Raw genomic sequence first — 26,776 nt, 5'->3', positions numbered from 1 at the left:
AAACGTGGACGAACTGACTAAAACCCTGTGTAGCAGCAACTACGCAAAAGAAAACGGCGTTCTGCTTTACAACAATGACGTCTATATCCGTGAGGACACCCCGGCGTTAGCGCTGCTGGAGGTGCGTCGGGTGCTGGGACGCGCGTTTGTCCCAGTTACCCTGGCGCCGGAAGCGTTTGACGAGATGCTGGCCAAAATCTGGCAGCAGAGCAGCGGCGTGTCGCAGCAGCTGGTGGACGACATGGACGCGGATATCGATCTGATGGCGTTAACCGAGGAGATCCCGGATAACGAAGATTTGCTCGATAACGATGAAAACTCGCCGGTGATCCGCCTGATCAACGCCATTCTCGGCGAGGCGGTGAAGGAGGGCGCGTCAGATATTCATATCGAAACCTTCGAGCGCACCCTGAGCATACGCTTTCGCGTTGACGGCGTGCTGCGCCCGGTGCTGCAACCGGCGCGTAAGCTCGCCCCGCTGCTGGTGTCGCGTATCAAGGTGATGTCGAAACTCGACATCGCCGAGAAACGCCTCCCGCAGGATGGCCGTATCTCCCTGCGCATCGGTCGCAAGGCCATCGACGTGCGCGTCTCGACCATTCCGTCCCAGTACGGCGAGCGCGTGGTGATGCGCCTGCTCGATAAAAGCAATCTCAAGCCCGACATCAACAAGCTGGGGCTGATTGATGAAGAGCTGGAGAAGCTGAAAGGGCTGATCGACCGCCCGCACGGGATCATCCTCGTTACCGGCCCGACGGGTTCCGGTAAAAGTACCACGCTGTACGCCATTCTTTCGGCGCTGAACGGCCACGAACGCAACATTCTGACCGTGGAAGACCCGATTGAGTACGAGCTGGAAGGGGTGGGGCAGACGCAGGTTAACCCGCGCGTGGACATGACCTTTGCCCGCGGGCTGCGCGCCATTCTGCGTCAGGACCCGGACGTGGTGATGATCGGGGAAATTCGCGACGGTGAGACCGCCCAGATTGCGGTGCAGGCGTCGCTGACCGGTCACCTGGTGATGTCGACGCTGCACACCAACAGTGCCGCAGGGGCGATAACCCGTCTGCGGGATATGGGGCTGGAGTCCTTCTTAATCGGTTCATCGCTGCTCGGTGTCATTGCCCAGCGTCTGGTGCGTCGGCTGTGTACGCACTGCCGGACCACCAGTCCGCTGGACGCCAATGAAAAAGCGCTGTTCAGCTTTATGGCCGCGCCGCCAGACGCGATTTACCGCGCGGTGGGGTGCGAACACTGCCGTCAGAGCGGCTATCAGGGCCGCGCCGGTATCCATGAATTCCTGGTGGTGGACAGCGCCATGCGCCGCGCCATCCATGAAGATAAGGACGAAATGTCCCTCGAAACGCAGCTTTTTAAGCATGCCTACAGCCTGCGTGAAAACGGGCTGCTGAAGGTGATCGGCGGCGTGACGTCTCTGGAAGAGGTCATGCGCGTCACCGCCGAACGTGGAGGGGATGCGTAATGGCTTTCTACGCCTGGACGGCAACAGATGCCGCGGGGAAAACACAGCGCGGGACGTTACAGGCCGAGGGGCAGAAGCAGGTTCGCCAGTGGCTTCGCGAGCAAAAGCTGATGCCCGTCAGCATCACCGAAACCCGCGAAACGGCGGCTGGCGGGAAAGCGAAAACCGGGGTGAAGCTCTCTACTCCGGTGCTGTCGATGTTTACCCGTCAGCTTTCGACGCTGGTCAACGCCGCGCTGCCGCTGGAGAGCGCGCTGAAAGCGATCTCGAAGCAGACGGAAGACAAAAAGCTGGCGGCGATGGTGGTGGAGATCCGCGAGAAGGTGGTGGAAGGCCACACCCTGTTCGATGCCTTCAGCCAGTTTCCGCGCACCTTCGACAAGCTTTACTGCACGCTGGTGATGGCCGGGGAGAAGACCGGTCACCTGGGCGACGTGCTGGAAAAGCTGGCGGAGTACAACGAGCAGCGCCAGAAGATGAAAAGCAAGCTGACGCAGGCAATGGTCTACCCGATAACCCTCACCGTGGTCGCCATCGCGGTTATCAGCATCCTGCTGGTGGCGGTGGTGCCGCAGGTGATTGAGCAGTTCACCCACATGAAGCAGCAGCTGCCGATCACCACCCGGACGCTGATTGCGGTCAGTGATTTCCTGCAAGCCTGGGGCATTTATATTGTGGGCATTCTGGGCGGCGGCTTTATCGGCTTCAAAACCTGGCTGAGGAATGCCAAAAACCGTTATCGCTGGCACAGCTGGCTGGTGAACGGCTCGCCGATTAAAAAGCTGGTCTGCGTCATCAACAGCGCCCGCTATATCCGTACCCTGAGCATTTTGCAGGCCAGTAGCGTGCCGCTGCTGGAGGGGATGTATATCGCGATGGACGGTCTCGAAAACCTCTATGCCCGGCAGGTGCTGGAGCAGGCCGCCGACACCGTGCGCCAGGGGGCGTCGCTGTATGCGGCGCTGGAACAGGCGAAATTATTCCCGCCCACCATGCTGTATATGATTGCCTCCGGCGAAGAGAGCGGGGAATTAGGTAATTTAATGGACCGCGCGGCGGAAAACCAGGAATCGGCCTTACAACATCGAATTACATTAACGCTGTCGGTCTTTGAACCGGCGCTGGTGGTATCCATGGCGACGATTGTTTTATTCATCGTGCTGTCAATATTACAACCGCTTCTGCAACTTAATAATATGGTAGGTTAAATCATGGCTTTAAAACGTAAAAACCTGGCTCGCCAGGCGGGCTTTACATTGCTCGAATTAATGGTGGTTATTGTTATTCTCGGCGTACTGGCGAGTATGGTGGTGCCAAATTTAATGGGCAATAAGGAAAAAGCTGATACGCAAAAAGCAACCAGCGATATTGTCGCGCTCGAAGGCTCGCTGGATATGTACAAGCTGGATAACCACCGCTACCCGACCACAGAGCAGGGTTTGCAGGCGCTGGTGACCAAACCTGAAATCGCGCCAATCCCGAACGGCTACCGCACGGACGGCTATATCCGTCGCCTGCCGCAGGACCCCTGGGGCAATGATTATATTCTGGTAAGCCCGGGTGAACACGGCGCGGTGGACGTCTTCTCAGCCGGTCCGGACGGCGAAGCCAATACCGCCGATGACATTACCAACTGGTCTCTGGATAAGAAAGAGAAATAATGAAAAATCAACGCGGCTTTACGTTGCTGGAAATTATTCTGGCGCTGGTGATATTTGCCAGTTGCGCCATGATGGTGGTATCCACCATTCCTTCGCGCAGCGGCGCGGATATATTTGGCCAGCAATTAAAAGCGCTCGTTGATTATGGTTCAGACCGTGCGGTGATGGACGGAAATATTGTCGGGCTGGTGATCACCACCGATAAATATCAGCTGGTGACGATCGCCGATAAAAATGGCGAGCGTCACTGGGTGCCATTATCTGCCGGACGCATTAACACCAAAGGTGATTTTCCGGAAGAGATGCACGTGTCGCTCTCGCCGCAGCGCCTGGCCGCGACGGTGACGTCCGAGCCGCAGGTGATCTTTTTACCGGACGGTGAAATCAGCCGCTTTACGCTGACGCTGCAAAGTTACGACAAACAGCACCATTTCCGCGTGGTGTCGCACGGTGCGGCGCCGGTATCGGTAGAAAACGATGGCTAACGGCAACAAAAAGCAAAAGGGGATGACGCTGCTGGAGGTGATGGTCGCTCTGGTGATTTTCTCCACCGCCGCGCTGGCACTGATGAACTCGGTCTCCCTGAACGTGCGTTTTACCCATGGCCTGGCCGATACCTTGCAGGCCAGTTGGGTGGCGGAAAATCAGCTGGCGGAAGCACAGCTCACCCGAACCGACTTCCCGGATGCTGAACAGCAGGGGACGGAAATCATGGGCGGGCGCAGCTGGAACTGGCGTAAGCAGCGGGTGAAAACCGCCGACAACGTCTGGGCGAATACCCTACGCGTATATGCGGAAAGCGATGAGAGCCAGCCGGTTATCTCCCTGCGCATCATTCCGCCGGGAGAGAGCAAGTGAAGAAAACGCGACGCCAGCGCGGATTTACCCTGCTGGAGATCATGATTGCGCTGACTATCTTCGCGGTGATCAGCACCCTGGCCTGGCAAATTCTGGACGGCGCGATGCGTACCAGCTCGGCCACCGATGCCAGCGCCGCAAAGCTCAACCAGCTTCAGCGCGCCTGGAGTCTGATGGAGCGTGATTTTTTCCAGCTTCAGGCGCGCGCCCCGCGTAATGAGCCGGAGCTGTTTCGTCAGGAGGGCGATGCTCTTGAACTGACCACCCTGAATGGCGTGAGCGGAACGGTCCAGCTGGAGCGCGTGCGCTGGCGGCTGGAAGAGGGGCGTTTGCATCGCGATGTCTGGCCGGTCATTGACGTTCCGGCGGACGTTAAGCCTGACGAGGTGCCGATTGTCAGCGGCGTAAAATCATTGCAGTGGCGGTTTTATCGTCAGGGCTGGCTGACAGCCTGGCACGACGCCGCCCATCTGCCGGACGGCGTGGAGGTTACGTTGACGATGGAAAACGGGGATACCTGGCGCTGGGTGTTCACTACACCGGGTGATATGCCGGAGGTGGCCGCTGCCGCAGCGCCAGCGCCTTCGCCGGAGACCAGACCATGAACCGAATCCGTCAACAACAGGGCGTCGCCCTGCTGGTGGTGCTGATTTTGCTGGTGATGATGTCGGCGCTGGCCGCCAAAATCAGCCAGCAGTTCTGCCGTAATTTGCAGAAAACGCATTATCAGGTAAGCCAGCAGCAGCTGCGCTGGGCGATGCAGACCCAGGAAAAAGTGGTGAAGGACCGGTTACAGACCGACGCCAGCGGCGAGAGCAAGCCGCTGGCCCTGGACGGCGACTGGCATCAGCCGCTGGAGACGCAGGGTGAGGACTATACGGTCGTGAGCCAGGTGGAAGATGCGCAGGACTGCTTTAACGTCAATAACCTGTTGACCGCCGACATCGCACCCCAGGGGCAAAGCGCTCCCGCGGTGGCGGAAACACCGCGTAAAGCGCGGATTGTTGAACAACTTCTGACGGAAAGCGGCCTCAGCCCGGGCACGGCGGAGGCGGTCTATTTCCAGCTGGTGGATTATCTCGATGGTGACAGCACCACGGCGAAGGAGGGGGCCGAAAGCGATGCGTGGGCTGGCGTCGTGCCCGCGCGGCAACCGGCAAATCAGATGATGCGCAGCATCGCGGAAATCAAACTGCTGCCGGCGTTCCCTGTTACGGCGTATCCGAAGGTGAGCAAGCTGTTATGCGCGCTGCCGGACGCTGCCAGCAAGGTCGATGTCAACACCCTGCAACCGGAACAGGCCGCCGTGCTGGCGGCCATGTTCCCCGGAAAACTGACGCGGGATGACGCCGTTCGCCTGCTGGATGCGCGTCCGGAATCGGGCTGGGAAAATATGGAAGCGTTCAGCAAAGCGCTGGAGCAGGCCTTCCCGCAGTTAAAAGACGATCTCCCGCAGGTGGCGGATCAATTTTCTATAAACAGCCGGTACTTCCGCGTGAATTACACCGGCAATACCGATGAATTAACGCTTCGCGTGGTCAGCCAGCTTCAGGTGAATAACGAAGCCGGTGAGATCGTGACGTGGCAGCGTCGTTACCGAATGATTGAATAAGAAAAGTAGAACGTTATGAAACAGGTACTTTTTGTTCGTCCCGACAGCCGCGAGGGCGGGAAAATAATGTGGTGTGAGTCCGGCAGCGAGCGCGACGAGGTGGTCGACAGCCTGGAGATGCTGGCCGAACATCCCCTGGCTACGCGCGTTTGTCTCCTGTTGCCCGCCAGCGACATGATTTTCCGCCATTTTACGCTGCCGAAAAAGATGGCTTCTCAGGCGATGGCCTTCTCGTGGATGGCGGAAGAGACGCTGATTGGCGACGTGGACAACCTCCACTGGACGGTACTCCACAAAAAAGGCGCCGACGTCGACGCCGTGGCCATTGACGCCGACCGCCTGCGCGCGGCATTAACCCGCTGTCAGGAGGCCGGATTAAACGTGATTCAGGCCCTGCCTGATGCCTGGCTGCTACCCGTGACGACAGGGGGCAGCACGCTGGTCGCACAGGATGATAGCTACTGGCTGCGTTTATCGCCCCATGTGGCAGGTGAAATGGAGGCAACCCTGTTGCCGCTGTTAATGCAGAAAGCCGGGGTCGGGGAAGTATGGTGTTACGGCGATGCGCCTGCGAAGGTGCACGTTGACGTGCAGCATGCCTGGCAGCATCCGCTGGCACTGATTCAGCCGCAGTGGCAAACCTGCCGCGTTAACCTGCTTCACGGTGAATTCAGCCTTAAGGCCGGTCATGGGCGGGCGGCGAAAAGTATGAAAGCCGCGATGGTGGCGGTGGGTGTGCTGTCTGTTGCTCTGCTGCTGGGGCCACGCATTGCAATGGCCTGGATGCTGGTGCAGCAGGAAAATCGGGTGCAGGAGGAGATCGTCCAGGTTTATCAGCACCATTTCCCCAGCATGCGCCAGCAGACCAATATCAAATATCACTTTGGTCAAAGCCTGAAAAAACAGAGCAAGGGATTCTTTCTTCAGCTTGATGAGCTGGAGAAAGCCCGGCAGTCAGTCCCTGCGATGGAGATCGAGCTGCTGGAATACGATGCGCAGCAAAACACCCTGACGCTGAGCGTCAGCGCGCAAAACCAGCCCGCGTTGCAGGCGTTTGTTAACCAGACCAGTGAGAATTTTGATTTTACCTTACAGCCTGTTTCAACAACCGAACCGTATACCGCCATGATCGCAGGGAAACATAAATGAAAGAGCGAATCGCGCAGCTGAAGTCACGCTATCAGAATTACAGCACCCGGGAAAAAATTATTTTAAAAATATGTGCCGTTGCCATTGTGGGGGCAGCGGTGTATTACACGGGAGTGATCCCCCTGGATAATATGATTCAAAATAGTAAGTCGACGCTTAAAAGACAAAAAGAAACCCTTAACTGGATGCGCAGTGAAATTGATAAAAATCATCTTCAGGTCCAGATAGTCAAAACGAATAATCCGCGTACGGTGGTCGAGAACAGCGCCCATGAAATTAACCTTTCACTGACGGATATGCGCCAGGAGGGACAAACTTTATCGTTCGTGGTGAATCGGGTGAATGTTTATGAATTAAAAAGCTGGCTGCGCGAAATTAATCAGACCACCGGCGTGAGACTGCAAAAAATAAACCTCACGCCGGTGGACCACCTCAGCGACGTAAAAGCTCAGGTGCAGCTCACCTGGTCAAGAAACGCATGAATACCTTTTCGCTGATGCGGGACGCCTGCCCGGTAGGGTTCCCGATAATGAGTGCGATCCTGGGCGGCATTGTGGGCAGTTTTCTTGGCGTTGTCGCCGAGCGCGTACCGGGGATGGTGATGGATGAGGAGGGGAGTGGCAATCTGCTCTTTCCGGCCTCGTACTGTCCGGTGTGCCAGCACGCACTTGCCGCGTGGGAAAACATCCCGCTGCTCAGCTGGCTGTTATTACGGGGACGCTGCCACCAGTGCGGCAGCGCGATCCCGCTGCGACTCTTTCTGGTCGAACTGATCTCCGCCTTGTTTTTTGGCATCACGGCCTGGTGCATGCCGGACGTTCAGGCGCTGTTCTCTTTGTGGTTACTGGCGGCTTTTTTACTGCCGCTGGCCATGATCGACTGGCAGCACCAGCTGCTTCCGGACTGCCTGACCCAGCCGCTGCTGTGGGCGGGGTTAGTGCTCCATGCGTTTGACCACACGTTGCCGCTACGCGATGCGCTGTTCGGCGCAGTGGCGGGCTATCTGTCGCTCTGGCTGCTCTACTGGGCTTTTCGTCTGATCACGGGACGAGAAGGTCTGGGTTACGGGGATTTTAAGCTACTGGCGGCGCTGGGCGCCTGGTGCGGCTGGCAGGCGTTGCCCTCCATTGAACTGGCGGCAGCGTTAAGCGGTATTGTCGGTTATTTCGCCGTAAATAATTTAAATAAAAATAACCTCACTATTTCTTTTGGTCCTTATCTCGCCTTTGCTGGAATAGGGGTATTTATGAGTCAGCAATTTGCTTTCACATTTTAAATATACAGGTCAAGATTTTTTATGAGTTTTTTCGATGGTAGAAGAGAAGGACGTCTCTTTATGCTCAGTGTATCGTAAAGGATATAAGCTACACGGAATTTGGGCTTGTATCTTTTAATGGAGGAATACAACGCAGCAACAATTTTTTGTTCACGACACTCACGTTGGTTAAATACGCATTACGCGAAATGCATCCATGATCTCACGGAAGACATGGGTTATTACGTTACGAATAAATTTATCAGGAAATAAAAATGAAATTTATGAAGCCAAAATATCTGGCGCTCTTTATTGCGGCGGCAACCAGCTCCGCATTTGCAGCAGCGCCAGGTGCACCGACGATCGGCTATGGCAATGACAAATTTGCCCTGGTGGAAGTGGATCAGGCTGCCCAGGATTATAACAATCTTGTCAAAGTGCATAACGATGGCGTGGATGTAAAAGTTGAGTGGAACGTCTGGAGTGGTGATGCGCCAACTTCAGCGAAAGTTCTGCTGGACGGACAAACCGTATGGACCGGCGCAGCCGGCGCGACGGGCTCTGCAACGTTTAAAGTGAAAAAAGGCGGGCGTTATCAGGAGCAGGTTGAAGTCTGTAACGCCAGCGGCTGTGCGAAAAGCGCCAGCAAGCTGATTATTGTGGCAGACACCGACGGTAGCCACCTGCTGCCGCTGAATACGTCTCCCAAAGAGAATAACAAAGCGTTTGCGAAGCATACCGATAAAGTGGTTGCGGCCTACTTCCCGGAGTGGGGCGTTTATGACCGTAACTTCCCGGTTGATAAGATCCCTGCGGCAAACCTCAACCACATTCTTTACGGCTTCATTCCAATCTGTGGCGGTGACGGCATCAACGACGGCCTGAAAACCATTGAAGGCGGCAACAGCTTCCGCGTGCTCCAGAACGACTGTAAGGGCCGACCTGACTATACCGTGGCGATCCACGACCCATGGGCTGCGCTGCAAAAACCACAGGCTGGCGTCTCCGGCTGGGACGACCCGTATAAAGGTAACTTTGGCCAGCTGATGGCGCTGAAAAAAGCGCATCCGGACCTGAAAGTGCTGCCATCTATCGGCGGCTGGACGCTCTCCGATCCCTTCTTCCACATGGGTGACCCGGCTATCCGCGCACGCTTTGTCTCTTCTGTGAAAGAGTTCCTCCAGACCTGGAAATTCTTTGACGGCGTGGATATCGACTGGGAATTCCCTGGCGGCGGCGGTGTGAGCGAAAACCTGGGCAATCCGCAGCAGGATAAAGCGACCTATACCGCGCTGATGCATGACCTGCGCACCATGCTGAACGAGCTGTCTGCACAGACGGGCCGTACCTATGAACTGACCAGCGCCATCGGTGCAGGCCGCGATAAGATCGAAGACGTGGATTACACTGCCGCTCAGCAGTACCTCGACCACATCTTCCTGATGAGCTATGACTTCTACGGCGGCTGGAGCAACACCGTTCTCGGCCACCAGGCGGCGCTGCGCGCGCCAGCATGGCGTCCGGACACTGACTACACCACTGAAAATGGCGTTAACGCGCTGCTTTCCCAGGGCGTACAACCAGGCAAGATCGTGGTGGGTGCGGGAATGTATGGCCGCGGCTGGACCGGCGTGCATGGCTACACCGGTAACAATTTTTTCACCGGCACCGCTACAGGTATGGTGAAAGGGACCTGGGAACCCGGTGTGGTTGACTATCGTCAGATCGTTAACGAATACAAAGGCAAACCAGGCTGGGAATACGGCTACGACGCTGATGCGGAAGCCCCTTACGTCTTCAACAAAACTACCGGCGACCTGATCACGTATGAAGATGCGCGTTCAACCACGGCGAAAGGTAAGTATGTTCTGGCGAATAAACTGGGTGGCCTGTTCGCATGGTCTATCGACTCTGACACCGGTGACATCCTGAACGCGATGAACGAAAGCCTGCTGGGCGGCGACGCTACGCCGGTTGATCCGGTGGTCACCAACCACGCGCCAATCGCGTCCTCTGCCGACCAGAACGTGTCTGGCCCGGTAACCGTCACGCTCGATGGCTCTGCTTCAAGCGATCCTGATGGCGATGCGATTACCTACAAATGGACCCAGGTCTCTGGTCCGTCGGTCACCATCACCAACAGCACCAAAGCGAAAGCGACCTTTAACGTTGCCGCCGCGACGTCCGACCAGACCATGGTGTTCCGCCTGACGGTGACCGATGCAAAAGGCCTGAGCAACGCGATTGATATCCAGGTGGTGAACAAGGCGCCGAAAGCTAACCAGGCACCGGTTTTAAACCCAATGGAAGCGATCACGCTTGAATCAGGTGAAACCTATGCGCTGCATGCCCAGGCCGCGGATCCAGACGGAGATGCGTTGACCTACGCCTGGAGTGTACCAGCAGATATGCACGCTACCGGGACTGACTCCGCGAACGTGAACATCACTGCGCCGGAAGTGAGCTCGACGTCTACCTACACCCTGAGCGTGGTGGTGAGCGACGGTAAGACCAGCGTGCAGTCTAACGTCCAGGTCACCGTGAATCCGAAAGCGGCGCCTGCACCTGTGCCAGATGACGAAGACACTAACCCGGCGGATGACGTTACCCCTCCGGCTGATGATGTGACTCCACCGTCTGACAAAGGGAGCTGCGATGCACCTGTGGATGCTAACGCCAGCAAATATGCGGCGTGGGAATCCAGCAAAATCTACAACGGTGGCGATACCGTAAGCTTCGACCATCTGGTGTGGAAAGCGAAGTACTGGACCCAGGGCAATCAGCCTGGCTTCGGTGTGGATGCATGGGAGCTGGTGAGCAACGTGAAGATGAACTGGCGTTCTGACCTGGTCTACAACGGCGGCGACACTACCACCTATGAAGGAAACGTTTACCGTGCGAAATGGTGGACCCGTGGTGATAACCCAGCCAACAGCGACGTATGGGTAAAAGAAGGCGCATCAACAGACTGCAAATAATCTAACCCATTAATGACTCCCCCTTTTAGAGGGGGAGTGATTCAAAATTCATTTTACAGGATGTTGGTAAGGAGAAATAACCGAAACTGTCAGCAGGTAAAAATGAAAAAGTTGATTTTGTTGTTATTGATAATAAGCCAAAGCGCTCTGGCAAACTGTTGGAATAAAGCGGCGCATTATTATCATGTCGACCCTTATTTACTGTACGCGATAGCGAATGTGGAATCCGGAATGAACCCGTATGCGGTTGGGCAAAACCGCGATGGCACGCGGGATGTCGGGCTGATGCAAATCAACAGTTCGCATTTTACCGCGCTGGAAAGCAGAGGAATCGACGAATACCGGTTAATCACGGAGCCATGTACTTCGATCATGGTCGGGGCTTCTATCCTCGCCGGGATGATCAGGGTGTATGGCTATAACTGGGAAGCCGTTGGCGCGTATAACGCCGGACTGAAAAAAGAAAATTATCCGCAGAGGATGAAATATGCCCATAAGGTCTGGGCCAAATATCAGCAACTCAAATTAGCAGCACGTTATTAACGTTTTTTATTTTTGAAGAATTCCTGAAGGTGTTCTTCGAAAAGTGAAAACAGCTGAATGTGGTTTATGTATTAACGGAGTAATACCTAAGCCGGGATTTTAACATTTAATTTTAAACGAACAGGAAAACTGAAATGAACAAAAGGACGTTACTGAGTGTACTCATTGCGGGAGCCTGCGTGGCGCCACTCATGGCTCAGGCTGCTAACCTGAAGGAGACCAGCAGTGAGCCGTACACCATCAAAGCCAGCGATCTGGCGAAGAAAGAGAAGGAACTGACGGACTTCCCGCTGATGGCTTCGGTTAAAGAGACCATCCAGACGCTGGATAACGCGCAGGTTGAATTGATTGAGCCAGGCCGGGCGGCGAACCCGGACAACGTTAAGCGCGTTGAAGGGATTGTGAAAGCCAGCGACTGGGAATATCTCTTCCCGCTGCGCGCGCAGGCCTATACCTACAGCAACTTCCTGAAAGCCGTGGGTAAATTCCCGGCGCTGTGTAAGACCTACAATGACGGTCGTGACAGCGACGCCATCTGCCGCAAAGAGCTGGCCACCATGTTTGCCCACTTTGCCCAGGAGACCGGCGGCCACGAAAGCTGGCGTCCGGAAGCCGAATGGCGTCAGGCGCTGGTCCACGTACGTGAAATGGGCTGGAGCGAAGGGCAGAAGGGCGGTTATAACGGCGAATGTAACCCGGACGTCTGGCAGGGGCAGACCTGGCCTTGCGGTAAAGATAAAGACGGCGATTTCCTGAGCTACTTCGGTCGTGGTGCGAAACAGTTGTCCTACAATTACAACTACGGTCCATTCTCTGAAGCGATGTACGGCGACGTGCGTACGCTGCTCGACAAACCTGAGCTGGTGGCGGACACCTGGCTGAACCTGGCGAGTGCGATCTTCTTCTTCGCCTATCCGCAGCCGCCAAAACCAAGCATGTTGCAGGTGATCGACGGTACATGGCAGCCGAACGATCACGATAAAGCCAACGGTCTGGTTCCGGGCTTTGGTGTGACCACCCAAATCATCAACGGCGGCGTTGAGTGCGGCGGCCCGACTGAAATTGCGCAGTCTCAAAACCGTATCAAGTATTACAAAGAGTTCGCGAACTACCTGAAAGTGCCTGTTCCGGCGAACGAAGTGTTGGGTTGCGCTAACATGAAGCAGTTCGACGAAGGTGGCGCAGGCGCCCTGAAGATTTACTGGGAACAGGACTGGGGATGGAGCGCGGATACCCCGGACGGCAAAACCTACTCTTGCCAGCTGGTGGGTTACCAGACCCCGTTCAGCGCATTTAAAGACGGTGACTACAGCAAGTGCGTGCAGCACTTCTTTAACGTGAAAATTGTTAACGACGAGGGTTCTTCCGAGACCCCGGACGAAACGCCGGTCACGCCAACACCGACGCCATCCGACGATGAAACGCCGGCACCAACCCCAACGCCGGATGAAACGCCGGCACCAACCCCAACGCCGGATGAAACGCCGGTTGTGGTGAACCACGCGCCGGTTGCGCAGATTGCCGGTCCGATCGGTGCAGTGGAAGCGGGTGCGCAGGTTTCTCTGAGCGCCGAAGGCTCTACCGATCCAGATGGTAACACGCTGACGTATACCTGGCGTTCCCAGGATGGTCAGACTGTTACCGGTCAGGACAAAGCGGTTGTGACCTTTACAGCGCCAGAGTCTGCGACGGCGCAGCAGTATGAAGTGAGCCTGACCGTCAGCGATGGCGAACTGAGCAGCACCACGTCTTACCTGCTGAACGTGAAAGCGAAAGCGGCAACGCCATCCGGAGAAGATACGTCTTACCCGGCATGGAGCGCGAATAGCAAGTACAACGCCGGTGATATCGTGAACAACCACGGTAAACTGTTCCAGTGCAAACCGTTCCCGTACAGCGGCTGGTGTAACAATGCGCCGACGTACTATGAACCTGGCGCAGGTCTGGCATGGGCTGAAGCCTGGACGGCATTATAAACAGCAAACGGCAACCCCCAGGGTTGCCGTTTTAGTGTCTGCACCCTCTCCCTGTGGGAGAGGGCCGGGGTGAAGGCATCAGTCCGCACTCTCTGTTTTTTGCCGGGTGGCGCTGCGCTTACCCGGCCTACATGAGGCTGGAACGCTTACCGGTGCAACTTCCCGTGATCCCGTAACCACGCCGCCGTACGCACTATCCCTTCATCCAGCGATACAATCGGTTTATATCCCAGCTCGTTCTCCGCCCGCGAAATATCCAGCGTAAAATCAAAGTTGAGCTTCGACACACCGTAATGCGTCAGCGCAGGCTCTTTCGCCGATTTACTGCCAAAGCGCTCCATGCTGCGGGCAATCATGTCCAGCATCGGGTAAGGAACAGAACGGATCCGGCAGTCGATTTTTAACTCGTCAATCAGCCTTTGCACAATGCTGCGCAGGGTACAGGGTTCGCCGTTGGTGATGTTGTACGCGCGGCCCGACACCAGCTTATCGCATTCCGGCTGGCTCGCCAGCCACATGGCGTGAACGGCATTTTCGTAATAGGTCATGTCCACCAGCGCATCGCCGCCGCGCGGTAACAGCACGCTGCCGTAGTGGTGCATCATCTGGGCCAGTCGCGGGATAAAGACTTTGTCGTGCGGCCCAAACAGGCTCTGCGGACGCAGCACGGTAAAGCGGGTGTGCGGGTTTGACTGGGCCAGCAGGTCGATCACCTCTTCGCCCGCCGCTTTGCTGCGGGCAAACTCACAGGCGAAGCGCGCCGGGCGGAAATCTTCCTGAATATCACGATGGTGGTGATAGTCGAAATAGAGCGACGGGGAGGAGATATGAATAAAGTTACGCACGCCCCAGGCGACGGCCCATTCGCCCAGACGACGCGTGGCGCGCACGTTGGCGAGATCAAAGGCTTCCTGGGTACCCCACGGAGAGGTAAAACTGGAGCAGTGCCACAGCGTATCGATACCGGCGAGCATCACCTTGGCCTGAGAGGAGACCAGCTCCGTCAGATCGGCATGGACAAATTCAGCGCCCATTTTTTGCAGGAGCTTACCCATCGCCTCATTGCGACCGGTGGCCCTCACGCTGATGCCTTTGTTGCGCAGAAACTCGACCGCATTTCGGCCTAAGCCGCTGGTCGCCCCGGTAACCAGTACCTTCATAACAATCCACTGTGTTGAAAAGAATTTCGTGCGCATTCTTTCGTGAATTACGATGTGTTGCAATGGGAAAGGTGAAAGATTAAGAGTTTTATTTAGTTATTTTCCCGCTTTTCCTCTGCCAGTTGCGCAATCCGTTTCGCCATTCCGCGGAAGATAAACAGGTGTGCCGGGATCATCAGCAACCAGTAAAACAGACCCGGCATTCCGTGAGGATGCCACCATGCCCGAACGTCCAGTTCACGATGGTCGCCGTTGTCCTTGAGGGTGAAGCAGAGCCGCCCCAGCCCCGGCGCCTTCATGCCAAACAGCAGCGCCAGCTGTTTTTCCGGCTCAACAATAATCACTTTCCAGCTGTCGACGGTATCGCCCACCTTCAGCCAGGGATGGGCAGGGCGGCCTTTTGCCAGCCGGTGACCGACCAGCAGATCCAGCGCGCCGCGCGTTTGCCACAGAATATTGCCGAAGAAATAGCGCTCTTTGCCGCCGATCTGGTTCACAACTTCCCACAGCGCTGCCAGGCTGGCCGTGGTTTTTACCGTACAGCCCGCCTGTTTCGGATAATAGCCGTACTCGGGCCGCCAGCGGGCAAACGCCTGCGCGTCATAACCCCAGTCGCTGGAGTTCACCAGCTTCTCTTCCTCTTTCAGCGTGTTGCGCACCGCGTCGTCAAAGCGGATGAGTTCCTGGGGAATTAAGGCGCGCAGCGCGAGATCGTCCGCCAGCAGATCGTGCTTCAACCCCTGGATAAGCGCTTTGGCGGTCGTCGGCGGCACGGAGGTGATCACATTCAAAAACCACACCGATATCCAGCGGGTCGGGAAGGGGATGGGGATCAGCCAGCGGTGGCGGCCACTCACCCGCATAAAATGTTCGAACTGCGCCTGATAGCTCAGCACTTCCGGACCTGCCGCCTCCAGCACGCGATGCTGCTCCGCCGGGTGATCCAGCAATGCCACCAGATAGTGGAGTAAATTCTCCAGCGCAATGGGCGTGGTGCGCGAGCGTACCCAGCGCGGCGGCGTCAGCACGGGCAGGTTGTAGACCATATCGCGCATCACTTCGAACGCGGCGGACCCCGCGCCGACGATGATCCCTGCCCGCAGTTCGGTAACGGGGATACGGGCGCTCCGCAGCGTTTCTGCCGTCAGCTGTCGGGCGCGCAGATGGTCTGACTGCTCGTGCTCAGGCGCCTGGAGCGAGCTTAAAAAAATCACCTGCTTCACCGGCGTTTGCAGCAGCGCATCACGAACGTTCATCGCCACCTGACGCTCGTGGGCGATAAAATCGCCGCCTTCGCCCATGCTGTGGACAAGGTAGTAAAGCGTATCGACCCCTTCCAGCAGCGCAGGAAGCGCTTTCGGCCAGCTAAGGTCAACGTTGTGACACGTCACGCCAGGCAAATGTAGCTTTTGCAGGCGTTCCGTGTTACGTGCCGCTGCCAGCACCTGGTGCCCCTGCTGGCTTAACGCAGTGGTCAGATGCTGACCGATATACCCGCTGGCGCCGAGCACCAGAATACGTTGCGGCACGGTATGCTCCTTAACGCTGTAAAAATGCCTGCCAGTGTTCCACCACCTCGGTCAGCTGCTCGCGGTTAACGTCAAGGTGCATCACCAGCCGTACGACCGGGGAGGCGTTAATCAGCACGCCTCGGGCTTTCATAAAGTCGCCCAGCGCGGCAGCATGCTCATCGCCGACGCGGACAAACAGCATGTTAGTGTCGTGACGCATGACATCAGCGCCGATTTCACGCAGCTGCGCTGCCATCCACGCCGCATTGTCGTGATCGTCTTTCAGGCGTGACACGTTATTTTTCAGGGCGTACAGTCCGGCAGCCGCCAGAATACCCGCCTGACGCATCCCGCCGCCGGTCATTTTGCGCCAGCGGTTGGCGCGCCTGATGTAGTCCGCGCTGCCAACCAGCAGGGAACCTACCGGCGTACCCAGCCCTTTAGAGAGGCAAATGGTGAACGAGTCGCAATATTGGGTGATCGCTTTCAGCTCGCAGCCGTACTCCACCACGGCGTTGAAGATACGTGCGCCGTCAACGTGCAGGCCGAGCTTACGCTCGCGGGTAAAGTCCCATGCCGCTTTCAGGTATTCGCGCGGCAGGACTTTACCGTTATGGGTGTTTTCGAGGCTCAGCAGTTTAGTGCGGGCGAAGTGAATATCGTCGGCTTTGATTTTCGCCGCGACTTTGTCCAGCGGCAGCGTACCGTCGGGTGCGGCATCGATCGGCTGCGGCTGGATGCTGCCAAGCACCGCCGCACCGCCGGCTTCGTACAGGTAGTTATGCGCCCCCTGGCCGACGATATACTCCTCGCCGCGCTCGCAGTGGCTGAGCAGCGCCACCAGGTTAGCCTGCGTGCCGGTGGGCAGGAACAGGGCAGCCTCTTTACCGCTCAGCTCTGCCGCATAGCGCTGGAGTTCGTTGACCGTCGGGTCATCGCCGTAGACGTCGTCCCCGACCGGGGCGGCCATCATCTCTTCGAGCATGGCGCGGCCCGGACGGGTAACGGTATCACTACGTAAATCAATCATTTCACATCCCTTTAATTTAAGAGGTCTTGTGAAATGTTTTACCTGAGCCAGTTGGTTTTTGCTAGTTCGATCACTTCGTCACCGCGCCCGCTGATGATGGCGCGCAGCATGTAGAGGCTAAAACCTTTGGCCTGTTCCAGCTTGATTTGAGGCGGGATCGCCAGCTCTTCTTTGGCGACCACCACATCCACCAGCACCGGGCCGTCGATGGCGAAGGCGCGTTGCAGGGCGTCGTCCACCTCTGAGGCTTTCTCCACCCTAATACCGGTGATACCGCAGGCTTCGGCGATGCGGGCGAAGTTGGTGTCGTGCAGTTCGGTGCCGTCCGTGAGGTAGCCTCCGGCCTTCATCTCCATCGCCACGAAGCCCAGAACGCTGTTGTTAAAGACCACGATTTTGAGCGGAAGCTTCATCTGCGCCACCGACAGGAAATCCCCCATCAGCATACTGAACCCGCCGTCGCCGCACATCGCCACCACCTGACGTTCCGGTGCCGTCGCCTTTGCACCCAGCGCCTGCGGCATGGCGTTGGCCATTGAGCCATGGTTGAACGACCCAAGCAGGCGACGTTTGCCGTTCATTTTCAGATAGCGCGCGGCCCAGACGGTGGGCGTTCCTACGTCGCAGGTGAAGATGGCATCGTCGTCGGCGAAGTGGCTGATCTGCTGCGCCAGATACTGCGGGTGGATCGCTTTTTCGCTCGGTTTGGCGAGATCGTCCAGCCCCTTGCGCGCATCGCGATAATCGCTCAGGGCTTTATCGAGGAATTTGCGGTCCGTTTTTTCTTCCAGCAGCGGCAGCAGGGCGGCGAGGGTGGATTTGATATCGCCGATAAGCGCCATATCCACCTTGCTGTGCGCGCCGATGCTGCCGGGATTAATGTCGATCTGGATAATTTTGGCATCCGTCGGGTAGAACGCGCGGTACGGGAACTGGGTGCCGAGCAGGATCAGCGTGTCGGCGTTCATCATGGTGTGGAAGCCGCTGGAAAAACCGATCAGCCCGGTCATGCCGACATCGTACGGGTTATCGTATTCAACGTGCTCTTTCCCGCGCAGGGCGTGCACAACTGGCGCCTTCAGCTTACCGGCAAATTCCACCAGCTCTTTATGCGCGCCGGCGCAGCCGCTGCCGCACATCAGGGCGATATTGCTGGAGTATCGCAGCAGCTGTGCCAGCTTTTTCAGCTCTTCTTCGGCAGGGGTAATGGTTGGCTGGGGCGCAGAGTACCAGTGGGTGGTGGCGGTTTCAGGTGCGGCCTTCAGCGCCACGTCCCCCGGCAGCACAACCACCGAAACCCCGCGATTCAGGATCGCCTTACGCATGGCTATCGCCAGCACCTGTGGGATCTGCTCCGGCGATGAGACCAGCTCGCAATAGTGGCTGCATTCACGGAACAGCTCCTGCGGATGCGTCTCCTGAAAATAGCCGCTACCGATTTCAGATGACGGAATGTGAGCCGCAATCGCCAGCACCGGAACATGGTTGCGGTGACAGTCGAACAGACCGTTGATGAGGTGCAGGTTTCCCGGTCCGCAGGAACCTGCACAGACGGCGAGTTCACCCGTAAGCTGCGCTTCGGCACCGGCGGCAAAGGCGGCGACTTCTTCATGGCGGGTGGGCATCCACTCAATAGTTTTCATCTTGTTAAGGCTATCGCTGAGTCCGTTCAGAGAATCGCCAGTGACGCCCCAGATACGCTTTACGCCAGCCTGCTCAAGGGTTTTCGCTATGTATGCAGCCACAGTTTGTTTCATGGTTGTCCGTCTCCTTTTTGTGATATCGCTTACAAGCTTAGAAGAAAGTCGCTGTATTGCCTGCTCAGTATTCCTTAAGTACAGGTGGTTTTTCTGCGCGACGTGCCTGGCAAAGTCAAAAAAATAACGGGCTGCCGTACAGGCAGTAGGCACAATGTAGGCCGGGTAAACGTAGTGCCACCCGGCAAAAAGCCCGGTGGCGCTGACGCTTACCGGGCCTACAGGAGTCACAAAGGCAAATGAGCTGGCCTGCACGGACAAAAAAGCCCGGTGGCGCTGATGCTTACCGGGCCTACAGGTGAACCACGACAGATTATGCGAGCACAAGATCGCCCTGCGGATGGCACGAACATGCCAGCACATAGCCCTCCGCGATTTCCGCGTCGGTCAGCGTCATGGTGCTGGTGACCGTGTACTCACCGGAAACCACTTTGGTCTTACAGCAACCGCACACCCCGGCGCGACAGGCCGCTGCCACCGGTACGTTGTTGCTTTCCAGCGCTTCAAGCAGCGTGGTGCCCACGCGGCCAAAGAAGGTCTGCGCCGGTTGCAGCTTCGTGAACTTCATCCCGCTGGTCGCCGCTTCCGCTACAGGCGTGAAGAACTGCTCTTTGAAGAAGCGGGTCACGCCGAGCGCTTTCACTTCTTTCTCCACGATCTCCATGTACGGCGCCGGGCCGCAGGTCATCACGATACGGTTCGCAATATCCGGCACGCTTTGCAGCAGCTCTCGGCTCAGGCGCCCCGCGACAAAACCGTGCGTCGCGTTGTGCTCAGCCACCAGCGTCACCGGATAGTTGCGCCATTCTTCGGCAAAAATCACATCTTCCGGGGAACGAACGCTGAAAATCACCTGCACGTTGGCCTGAGGTCGGTATTTCGCCAGCCAGCGACGCATCGACATAATCGGCGTCACGCCACAACCCGCCGCCAGCAGCAGGAATTTATCTTCCGTCTTGTCGTCACAGGTAAACTCGCCCTGCGCGTCAGACAGCCAGATGTAATCCCCGCGCTTCACGTCCCGGGTCAGCCACTCGGATCCTGCGCCGTCATCAATACGACGAACGGTGAGCGTAATGTACTCGCTCACGCCCGGCGTGGAGGAGATCGTGTAGGCGCGCAGAGTATCCGCCGAATTACGCACGCTCACCAGCGCATACTGGCCCGCGCGGTACGGATAATAGTCATGGCACAGCAGCGACAGCGTCCACACATCCGGCGTCTCCTGATGGATGTGATGAACCTGCATCCGCCACGGACATTGTGAGGTTGGCATGGTCATGAGTTACTCCTTACGCGCTCAGCAGTTGCTTCATATCATCTTCAACGTTGGTCACAGAACGCAGACCAAATTTCTCGTTCAGGATGGCCAGCAGGTCCGGCGTCAGGAAGCCTGGCGCGGTCGGCCCGGTGACGATGTTGGTCACGCCGAGAGAGAGCAGGGTCAACAGGATAACGATCGCTTTCTGCTCGAACCAGGAGAGCACCAGCGACAGCGGCAGATCGTTCACGCCGCAGCCCAGTTTCTCTGCCAACGTGACCGCCAGAATGATGGCTGAATATGCATCGTTACACTGACCCGCATCCACCAGGCGCGGCAGACCTTCGATGTTGCCGAAGTCCAGCTTGTTGAAACGGTACTTACCGCAGGCCAGGGTCAGGATCAGACAGTCTTCCGGTACGCGGGTGGCGAAATCGGTGAAGTAGTTACGTTCCCCGCGCGCGCCGTCACAGCCGCCGATCAGGAAGATGTGACGCAGTTTTTCACGGCTGACGAGGTCAATCAGGGAATCCGCCGCACCCAGCAGGGTTTCACGACCAAAACCGACGGTGATGAGGTGCGGAATTTCGCTGTACGGGAAGCCTGCCATCTGCTGCGCCTGAGCGATAACCGGACCGAAATCGTCGCCTTCAAGGTGGCTCACGCCCGGCCAGCCGACGATGCTGCGGGTCCAGATACGGTCGTCATACGCGCCGACGGTCGGGTCGATGATGCAGTTAGAGGTCATGACGATTGGGCCAGGGAAGCGGGCGAACTCCACCTGCTGGTTCTGCCAGCCGCTGCCGTAGTTACCGATCAGATGCTTAAATTTACGCAGCTCCGGGTAGCCGTGCGCGGGCAGCATTTCGCCGTGGGTATAAACGTTAACGCCGGTGCCTTCGGTCTGCTTCAGCAGGTTGTAGAGATCTTTCAGGTCATGACCGGAGATCAGGATGCATTTGCCTTCGGTCGCTTTGACGTTGACCTGCGTTGGCGTTGGGTGGCCGTAGGTGCTGGTTTCACCGGCATCCAGAATGCTCATCACTTTGAAGTTCATCTGGCCGATTTCCATCGAGCATTCCAGCAGGGCGTTCATATCGGAAGGCCAGGTGCCCAGCCAGGCCATGATTTTGTGGTACTGGGCGTAAATAGCGTTGTCGTACTGGCCGAGTACGTGCGCGTGTTCCATATAGGCCGCAGCACCTTTCAGACCGTACAGGCACAGCAGGCGCAGGCCGAGGATGTTTTCGCCAATCGCCGCTTTGTCTTTATTGGGAGTAAATTCTGCGGCCTGACGCTGTAGCTCGCCCAGGTCGTCGCTCACCAGCTGTAGCTCCGCCATCGGGTTGTCCACGCGGGCGCTGGCGTCGGCATTCAGGCACTGCGCTTTCAGGGCTTCACGCAGGGCAATCGCTTCGCGGGCATAGCCCACAATGCGTGGAGAATCGAAGTTAACGTTGGTCAGCGTGGAGAAAAATGCGCGCGGCGCAAAGCTGTCGACATAGTGATCAACAATGCCATATTCACGGGCTTTGAAGGCCCAGGCGGACAAGCCTTGCAGCGCCGCAATCAGCAGATCCTGGAGATCGGACGTTTCTGCGGTTTTGCCGCACATACCCTGCGCGTAAGAGCAGCCGTTGCCTGCTGGGGTACGGATGGTTTGTTCACATTGCACACAAAACATAATCACACCTGTTAAAGTTATATTTGAGATACATGTTTAAGGTTATGCCTGTGCCACAACGGAGAAAAGTGCTTTCTTATACTAAGTGGAGGGTTATTGATTTAGCGCAATTTTGGCGGCAGGTTCACTACCGCCAAAGCAGTATCAGGCTGAGAAGAACGCCATCAAAATGGGTACCAGCAGGCTCAGAATAAAACCGTGTACGATGGCGGCAGGAACCATCTCCAGCCCTCCCGAGCGCTGTAATACCGGCAGGGTAAAGTCCATTGAGGTGGCCCCGCACAGGCCCAGCGCGGTAGAGCGGCTGCGGCGTACCAGGCCGGGGATCAGCATGATGGCTATCAGCTCGCGCGCCAGATCGTTAAAGAAGGCGGCGCTGCCGATCACCGGACCAAACGATTCGGTCAGCAGAATACCGGAGAGCGAATACCAGCCGAAACCGGACGCCATCGCCAGGCTGGTTTTCAGCGGCAGATCGAGAATAAAGGCGTTAATCACTCCCCCCGCCAGTGAGCTGGCCACAACGATAACGGCAACCATCATGCCCCGGCGGTTAAGGACAATCTGTTTCAGCGTCATGCCATTATTTCGCAGCTGAATACCAATCAGGAAGAGCAGGAAAATAAGCGTATATTCGCTGGCTTCCGTTGCGTGCTGTAAAAATGCCCAGCCGGTCAGACCCAGTAAAAAACCGAGTACCACCACGCCGCACAGTTTTAATGATTCCAGCGCCATCGCAATACGGGAGGGAAGCTTTTCCTGATGGTGGTGATTTTTCCAGGGAATAGTGCGTTCCAGCCAGAACAGCGCAGCAATATTGCACAGCAGAATAACCACTACCGTAACCGCAGAATAATGCAGGATGGAAAGCAAGTTCGTCGCCAGATTATCCAGGAAGGCCAGGCTGATCCCCATAAAGAACAGAATGACGTAAACAATCCAGCTGAGAAAGCGATTAATAAGCTTTAAGGCCGATTCATGACGCAGCGGAATAAGGTAGCCCACAATCAGGGGCAGAAGAATGATGAGGAGTCCTGAGAACATGAACAGCCGGTCCTTTTGAGTATCAGTTAAGCGCCAGAGACACTACCCAATAAAGGCTGTGAGGTAAAGCTACAAAAAAAGCCGGGTGGTGGCTGCGCCTTACCCGGCCTACAAAGTGCACACTAACGTAGGTCGGGTAAGCTTTAGCGCTACCCGACATTACAGACCGCACTTAATTAATCGCGTTTTTCCAGCAGGGTGCGATACAGCACGCCGCCCAGAATACCGCCGATAATTGGCATCACCCAGAACAGCCACAGCTGTTCAAGCGCCCAGCCGCCCTGGAAAATAGCCACCGCGGTGCTGCGCGCCGGGTTAACGGAGGTGTTGGTCACCGGAATGGAGATGAGGTGGATCAGCGTCAACGCCAGACCAATAGCGATGGGGGCAAAGCCCGCAGGCGCGTATTTGTCCGTTGCGCCGTGGATCACCAACAGGAAGCCTGCGGTGAGCACAATTTCAATCACGATGGCAGACAGCATCGAGTAGCCGCCTGGAGAGTGTTCGCCGAAGCCGTTCGACGCAAATCCGCTGGCCGCGGCGTCAAACCCGGCTTTTCCGCTGGCAATTACGTACAGCACCGCCGCGGCAATAATACCGCCAATAACCTGGGCAATAATATAGCCAATAATATCTTTCGCCGGGAAACGTCCGCCCGCCCATAATCCTAATGTGACGGCCGGGTTGAAATGACCGCCGGAAATATGCCCCACGGCGAATGCCATGGTTAATACAGTTAAGCCGAATGCCAGCGCGACGCCGACAAAGCCAATACCTAATTCCGGAAATGCGGCTGCCAGTACTGCGCTACCGCAGCCACCAAACACCAGCCAGAATGTACCAAAGCATTCTGCCGCTAATTTTCTGAACATAACCACCTCAATAATAAACGTCCGCGCCCATTCCTGCGCGCGGGTTATATCGCCATAAAGGGATGACGACTCAAAGAGCCAGTATTTTGAAACCATCAACATCCCTTCGCCACTCAAATAAATTCACTAAATTTGATTTAAGGCAATGTGATGTCAATCCTTGTTCAGATCGGAGGTAATAAGAGCATAGCCCAATAATTAAGGGGGCGTATATTCTGCTGTCGTGACCCACAGCCTGCCGCTATACTGCTGATAACTTGAAGGAAAAAGTGGCCGAATTGCGGGGGATGTATGCTACTCGAACGTGTGGAGATTGTCGGGTTTCGCGGGATTAACCGCCTGTCGCTGCAACTGGAACAGAACAACGTCCTGATAGGCGAAAACGCCTGGGGTAAATCCAGCCTGCTGGATGCCCTGACGCTGCTACTTTCGCCCGAAGAGAACTTGTACCACTTCGTTCATGATGACTTCTGGTTTCCGCCAGGGGATGTCAACGGACGCGAGAAACACCTGCATATCATTCTGACCTTCCGCGAATCCGAGCCCGGACGCCATCGCGTGCGTCGTTTTCGGCCTATGTCGCCCTGCTGGGTGCCCTGTGAAGATGGTTTCCAGCGTATTTTCTATCGCCTTGAGGGCGAAATGGCGCAAAACGACGGGGTGTTAACCCTGCGTGAATTTCTTGATGAGAAGGGAAATCCGATCCCGCTCGATAATATTGACGAGCTTGCCCGCCATCTTATCCGCCTCTCCCCCGTGCTGCGCTTACGAGACGCGCGCTTTATGCGGCGGATTCGTAACGGCACCGTGCCGAATATGCCCGAGGTGGAGGTGACCGCCCGCGAACTGGATTTCCTCGCCCGTGAACTGGTCTCACGGCCGCAGAACCTCACCGACGGCCAGATCCGTCAGGGACTGTCTGCCATGGTGCAACTGCTGGAGCACTATTTCTCCGAGCAGGGAACGGGGCAGGCGCGCCACCGTCTGATGCGTCGCCGCTCGCACGATGAACAACGAAGCTGGCGCTATCTCGATATTATCAACCGCATGATCGACCGCCCCGGCGGGCGCACGCATCGGGTGATCCTGCTGGGATTATTCTCCACGCTTTTACAGGCGAAAGGGACGGTGCGCCTGGATCGGGACGCGCGCCCGCTGCTGCTGGTGGAAGATCCGGAAACGCGGCTGCACCCGATTATGCTTTCCGTGGCATGGCATCTTCTTAATTTGCTGCCGTTGCAGCGAGTCACCACCACGAATTCCGGAGAGCTGCTCTCTCTGACGCCGGTGGAGTATGTCTGCCGCCTGGTGCGTGAATCGTCGCGGGTCACCGCTTACCGGCTCGGACCCGGCGGGTTAAATGCCGAAGATGGCCGACGAATTGCGTTTCATATCCGTTTTAACCGTGCCTCTTCCCTGTTTGCCCGCTGCTGGTTGCTGGTGGAAGGGGAAACGGAAACCTGGGTGATAAACGAGCTGGCTCGCCAGTGCGGACACCACTTTGACGCCGAAGGGATCAAAGTGATCGAATTTGCTCAGTCTGGCTTAAAACCGCTGATCAAATTTGCGCGCCGGATGGGGATAGAGTGGCACGTACTGGTGGATGGCGATGAGGCGGGTAAAAAATATGCGGCGACCGTGCGCAGCCTGCTCAATAACGATCGTGAAGAGGAGCGGGAACATCTGACCGCGCTGCCTGCGATGGACATGGAGCACTTTATGTACCGCCAGGGATTTGACGACGTCTTTCACCGCGTGGCGATGATCCCGGTAGATGTGCCCATGAATATGCGCCGGGTGATTGCCAAAGCTATCCATCGGTCGTCAAAACCGGATTTGGCCATTGAAGTTGCGACGGAAGCGGGCAGGCGAGGCGTGGAGTCGGTGCCCACGCTGCTGCGTAAAATGTTCTCCCGCGTCCTCTGGCTGGCTCGCGGGAGGGCCGATTAACGGGCAGTCGCCTGCGAAACCTGTTGGATCAGGCTATCAAGCAGGGCATAGCGGCGGCGGTATTCGGACCGTTTTTTACTCGCAATCTCTTCCATCGGTTTGCGTGGCATGGTCAGTGGCAGGGCAAAGTTGCCGTTATCCTGCTGCTGTCCGCCAAGGGAGCGCCAGAAGCTGTCATAGTCAGCCAGCAATTTTCCCTCTTTTTTCTTGCGATAGCGCCAGCTGCGGTAGATGTGGGTGGCGTTACTCACCGCGAGGATCTGCTCGACCGGGAAGGCGCCTGCCAGCGTCATGACCGCTTCAACCAGCAGACGTTTTGGGAACAGTCCGTGACAGGCTTTGGTCGCCAGCTGAATGTGCTCGTGCGGGACATGCGCTTTCGCCCCCTGCATTCCGCCGATGAAGAGCGTTGGCTTGCCCTGGTATGTGCACAGCGTAAAGGTCAGCTCGGCCAGCACCGTGTTCTGGTGGTCGCAAAAAGTGAGGGTCGCTTCCCCTTCTTTGTCCAGAAACGCATCCGCGCTCAGGCGAACGCTAAACTGCTGCTCCTCTTTGCCCGTTAACGTCACCAGCGTGATGCCCTGGCTGGAGAGGTAGCCGTTCAGCAGCGACGCCGGAAGATGGCGGCTCATCATCTCATAGTGATCGTTCAGTGCGTCCAGCGTAGTCTGGCGGCCCATATTGACGGTCAGCCACGGCCGGTGCAGGCGGCACGGCAGGCCGGGCTGCACGCGCAGGATCTGCATCAGACGGGGCTGTTTTGCAAGGTTTCCAAGCAGGCGCGCAGTGGTGAACGGCGTTGCCAGCGAGCGCAACATAAACTTACGTCGATAGGCCGGATTTTGCCACGCCAGCCCCGGCGTGAGGGAACCCGATGCCAGGCTTTTAAACAGTTGCCAGCCCGATTTAGGCTGGGGCAGCGTTGAATAAGGTGTATCGACGATGGAAGACATGTTAGATCCTGCTTCTGGTGGAATATCGCTATTTCAGCA

Annotated in this window: 23 protein-coding genes; 14 read left to right on the top strand and 9 right to left on the bottom strand. The window is 56.8% G+C overall.

Annotated features, from left to right (window positions below; genetic code table 11):
- Positions 1 to 4 precede the first annotated feature (4 nt).
- From gspE to SK58_RS16300, 13 genes are all read left to right on the top strand, one after another.
- Complete coding sequence (gene gspE, locus SK58_RS16360) at positions 5 to 1,483, top strand: type II secretion system ATPase GspE (RefSeq protein WP_023303376.1); 1,479 nt, start codon at positions 5 to 7, stop codon at positions 1,481 to 1,483.
- Complete coding sequence (gspF, locus tag SK58_RS16355; protein WP_048220203.1) at positions 1,483 to 2,691, top strand: type II secretion system inner membrane protein GspF; 1,209 nt, start codon at positions 1,483 to 1,485, stop codon at positions 2,689 to 2,691. Before gspE ends, gspF begins: the two co-directional genes overlap by 1 nt.
- A gap of 3 nt (positions 2,692 to 2,694) precedes the next feature.
- On the top strand, positions 2,695 to 3,144 hold the full coding sequence (gene gspG, locus SK58_RS16350) for a type II secretion system major pseudopilin GspG (protein WP_047051793.1): 450 nt from the start codon (positions 2,695 to 2,697) through the stop codon (positions 3,142 to 3,144).
- Positions 3,144 to 3,629, top strand: a complete 486-nt coding sequence (gene gspH / locus SK58_RS16345) for a type II secretion system minor pseudopilin GspH (RefSeq protein WP_047718683.1) — start codon at positions 3,144 to 3,146, stop codon at positions 3,627 to 3,629. Before gspG ends, gspH begins: the two co-directional genes overlap by 1 nt.
- Positions 3,622 to 4,002, top strand: coding sequence for a type II secretion system minor pseudopilin GspI (gene gspI, locus SK58_RS16340; RefSeq protein ID WP_015571001.1), 381 nt, complete (start codon positions 3,622 to 3,624; stop codon positions 4,000 to 4,002). Before gspH ends, gspI begins: the two co-directional genes overlap by 8 nt.
- Complete coding sequence (gene gspJ, locus SK58_RS16335; RefSeq protein WP_017693719.1) at positions 3,999 to 4,607, top strand: type II secretion system minor pseudopilin GspJ; 609 nt, start codon at positions 3,999 to 4,001, stop codon at positions 4,605 to 4,607. Before gspI ends, gspJ begins: the two co-directional genes overlap by 4 nt.
- Complete coding sequence (gene gspK / locus SK58_RS16330) at positions 4,604 to 5,614, top strand: type II secretion system minor pseudopilin GspK (protein ID WP_017693718.1); 1,011 nt, start codon at positions 4,604 to 4,606, stop codon at positions 5,612 to 5,614. Before gspJ ends, gspK begins: the two co-directional genes overlap by 4 nt.
- A gap of 15 nt (positions 5,615 to 5,629) precedes the next feature.
- Positions 5,630 to 6,763, top strand: a complete 1,134-nt coding sequence (gene gspL, locus SK58_RS16325; RefSeq protein ID WP_048220202.1) for a type II secretion system protein GspL — start codon at positions 5,630 to 5,632, stop codon at positions 6,761 to 6,763.
- The gene (gspM, locus tag SK58_RS16320; RefSeq protein ID WP_045341351.1) at positions 6,760 to 7,245 is read left to right on the top strand and encodes a type II secretion system protein GspM; all 486 of its coding nucleotides are present in this window, start codon (positions 6,760 to 6,762) and stop codon (positions 7,243 to 7,245) included. Before gspL ends, gspM begins: the two co-directional genes overlap by 4 nt.
- Positions 7,242 to 8,039: a prepilin peptidase gene (locus SK58_RS16315; protein ID WP_048220201.1), complete on the top strand. Its 798-nt coding sequence runs from the start codon at positions 7,242 to 7,244 to the stop codon at positions 8,037 to 8,039. Before gspM ends, SK58_RS16315 begins: the two co-directional genes overlap by 4 nt.
- A 254-nt stretch (positions 8,040 to 8,293) precedes the next feature.
- Positions 8,294 to 10,996, top strand: coding sequence for a glycosyl hydrolase family 18 protein (locus SK58_RS16310; protein ID WP_048220200.1), 2,703 nt, complete (start codon positions 8,294 to 8,296; stop codon positions 10,994 to 10,996).
- A 102-nt stretch (positions 10,997 to 11,098) separates the two neighbouring features.
- Positions 11,099 to 11,539 carry a type III secretion system invasion protein IagB gene (gene iagB / locus SK58_RS16305; RefSeq protein ID WP_017384854.1) on the top strand — a complete coding sequence of 147 codons (441 nt, stop codon included), beginning with the start codon at positions 11,099 to 11,101 and terminating at the stop codon, positions 11,537 to 11,539.
- Between the two features lie 134 nt (positions 11,540 to 11,673).
- On the top strand, positions 11,674 to 13,515 hold the full coding sequence (locus SK58_RS16300; protein WP_048220199.1) for a glycoside hydrolase family 19 protein: 1,842 nt from the start codon (positions 11,674 to 11,676) through the stop codon (positions 13,513 to 13,515).
- A gap of 146 nt (positions 13,516 to 13,661) precedes the next feature.
- Here the strand turns inward: SK58_RS16300 and SK58_RS16295 are convergent, their stop codons facing one another.
- The 8 genes from SK58_RS16295 to aqpZ all read right to left on the bottom strand — a co-directional run bounded on the left by SK58_RS16295 (position 13,662) and on the right by aqpZ (position 23,834).
- Entirely contained in the window at positions 13,662 to 14,675 is a 1,014-nt protein-coding gene (locus SK58_RS16295) for an NAD-dependent epimerase/dehydratase family protein (protein ID WP_017384852.1), read from the bottom strand.
- Positions 14,676 to 14,767: 92 nt separating this feature from the next.
- Positions 14,768 to 16,204, bottom strand: coding sequence for an SDR family oxidoreductase (locus SK58_RS16290; protein WP_023303382.1), 1,437 nt, complete (start codon positions 16,202 to 16,204; stop codon positions 14,768 to 14,770).
- Positions 16,205 to 16,214: 10 nt separating this feature from the next.
- Positions 16,215 to 17,216 carry a low-specificity L-threonine aldolase gene (gene ltaE, locus SK58_RS16285; protein ID WP_023296208.1) on the bottom strand — a complete coding sequence of 334 codons (1,002 nt, stop codon included), beginning with the start codon at positions 17,214 to 17,216 and terminating at the stop codon, positions 16,215 to 16,217.
- Positions 17,217 to 17,254: 38 nt separating this feature from the next.
- Positions 17,255 to 18,973, bottom strand: a complete 1,719-nt coding sequence (poxB, locus tag SK58_RS16280; RefSeq protein WP_017693711.1) for a ubiquinone-dependent pyruvate dehydrogenase — start codon at positions 18,971 to 18,973, stop codon at positions 17,255 to 17,257.
- 313 nt (positions 18,974 to 19,286) lie between these two features.
- Entirely contained in the window at positions 19,287 to 20,255 is a 969-nt protein-coding gene (gene hcr, locus SK58_RS16275; RefSeq protein ID WP_017693710.1) for an NADH oxidoreductase, read from the bottom strand.
- A 10-nt stretch (positions 20,256 to 20,265) separates the two neighbouring features.
- Positions 20,266 to 21,918, bottom strand: coding sequence for a hydroxylamine reductase (gene hcp / locus SK58_RS16270; RefSeq protein WP_017384847.1), 1,653 nt, complete (start codon positions 21,916 to 21,918; stop codon positions 20,266 to 20,268).
- 144 nt (positions 21,919 to 22,062) lie between these two features.
- Positions 22,063 to 22,962 (bottom strand): LysO family transporter, encoded by a 900-nt coding sequence (locus SK58_RS16265; RefSeq protein ID WP_015570988.1) that lies wholly within the window; start codon positions 22,960 to 22,962, stop codon positions 22,063 to 22,065.
- 176 nt (positions 22,963 to 23,138) lie between these two features.
- A complete protein-coding gene (aqpZ, locus tag SK58_RS16260; protein ID WP_026080729.1) occupies positions 23,139 to 23,834 on the bottom strand; it encodes an aquaporin Z in 696 nt (231 codons plus the stop codon).
- A gap of 291 nt (positions 23,835 to 24,125) precedes the next feature.
- Between aqpZ and SK58_RS16255 the strand changes: the two genes are divergently transcribed.
- Entirely contained in the window at positions 24,126 to 25,784 is a 1,659-nt protein-coding gene (locus SK58_RS16255; protein ID WP_017693708.1) for an ATP-dependent endonuclease, read from the top strand.
- Here SK58_RS16255 and SK58_RS16250 read toward each other — a convergent pair.
- On the bottom strand, positions 25,781 to 26,737 hold the full coding sequence (locus tag SK58_RS16250) for a VirK/YbjX family protein (protein WP_017693707.1): 957 nt from the start codon (positions 26,735 to 26,737) through the stop codon (positions 25,781 to 25,783). The two genes, SK58_RS16255 and SK58_RS16250, sit on opposite strands and share 4 nt — an antisense overlap.
- Positions 26,738 to 26,776: the final 39 nt, after the last annotated feature.

Source organism: Enterobacter sp. BIDMC93, assembly GCF_001037805.1.
In the GTDB taxonomy this organism is placed as follows: domain Bacteria; phylum Pseudomonadota; class Gammaproteobacteria; order Enterobacterales; family Enterobacteriaceae; genus Enterobacter; species Enterobacter hormaechei_C.
Note: the sequence above shows the minus strand (reverse complement) of the source record. Positions and strands in the feature narration are given on the sequence as shown.

Bases quoted from the DNA above. Each gene is read 5' to 3' on its own strand.
- gspK (WP_017693718.1), top strand. From the start codon at position 4,604: ATGAACCGAATCCGTCAACAACAGGGCGTCGCCCTGCTGGTGGTGCTG.
- SK58_RS16315 (WP_048220201.1), top strand. From the start codon at position 7,242: ATGAATACCTTTTCGCTGATGCGGGACGCCTGCCCGGTAGGGTTCCCG.
- hcp (WP_017384847.1), bottom strand. From the start codon at position 21,918: ATGTTTTGTGTGCAATGTGAACAAACCATCCGTACCCCAGCAGGCAAC.
- SK58_RS16255 (WP_017693708.1), top strand. From the start codon at position 24,126: ATGCTACTCGAACGTGTGGAGATTGTCGGGTTTCGCGGGATTAACCGC.
- SK58_RS16265 (WP_015570988.1), bottom strand. From the start codon at position 22,962: ATGTTCTCAGGACTCCTCATCATTCTTCTGCCCCTGATTGTGGGCTAC.
- gspM (WP_045341351.1), top strand. From the start codon at position 6,760: ATGAAAGAGCGAATCGCGCAGCTGAAGTCACGCTATCAGAATTACAGC.
- gspH (WP_047718683.1), top strand. From the start codon at position 3,144: ATGAAAAATCAACGCGGCTTTACGTTGCTGGAAATTATTCTGGCGCTG.
- hcr (WP_017693710.1), bottom strand. From the start codon at position 20,255: ATGACCATGCCAACCTCACAATGTCCGTGGCGGATGCAGGTTCATCAC.
- gspF (WP_048220203.1), top strand. From the start codon at position 1,483: ATGGCTTTCTACGCCTGGACGGCAACAGATGCCGCGGGGAAAACACAG.
- gspG (WP_047051793.1), top strand. From the start codon at position 2,695: ATGGCTTTAAAACGTAAAAACCTGGCTCGCCAGGCGGGCTTTACATTG.
- gspI (WP_015571001.1), top strand. From the start codon at position 3,622: ATGGCTAACGGCAACAAAAAGCAAAAGGGGATGACGCTGCTGGAGGTG.
- aqpZ (WP_026080729.1), bottom strand. From the start codon at position 23,834: ATGTTCAGAAAATTAGCGGCAGAATGCTTTGGTACATTCTGGCTGGTG.
- iagB (WP_017384854.1), top strand. From the start codon at position 11,099: ATGAAAAAGTTGATTTTGTTGTTATTGATAATAAGCCAAAGCGCTCTG.
- SK58_RS16295 (WP_017384852.1), bottom strand. From the start codon at position 14,675: ATGAAGGTACTGGTTACCGGGGCGACCAGCGGCTTAGGCCGAAATGCG.
- SK58_RS16300 (WP_048220199.1), top strand. From the start codon at position 11,674: ATGAACAAAAGGACGTTACTGAGTGTACTCATTGCGGGAGCCTGCGTG.
- poxB (WP_017693711.1), bottom strand. From the start codon at position 18,973: ATGAAACAAACTGTGGCTGCATACATAGCGAAAACCCTTGAGCAGGCT.
- SK58_RS16310 (WP_048220200.1), top strand. From the start codon at position 8,294: ATGAAATTTATGAAGCCAAAATATCTGGCGCTCTTTATTGCGGCGGCA.
- ltaE (WP_023296208.1), bottom strand. From the start codon at position 17,216: ATGATTGATTTACGTAGTGATACCGTTACCCGTCCGGGCCGCGCCATG.
- gspL (WP_048220202.1), top strand. From the start codon at position 5,630: ATGAAACAGGTACTTTTTGTTCGTCCCGACAGCCGCGAGGGCGGGAAA.
- SK58_RS16250 (WP_017693707.1), bottom strand. From the start codon at position 26,737: ATGTCTTCCATCGTCGATACACCTTATTCAACGCTGCCCCAGCCTAAA.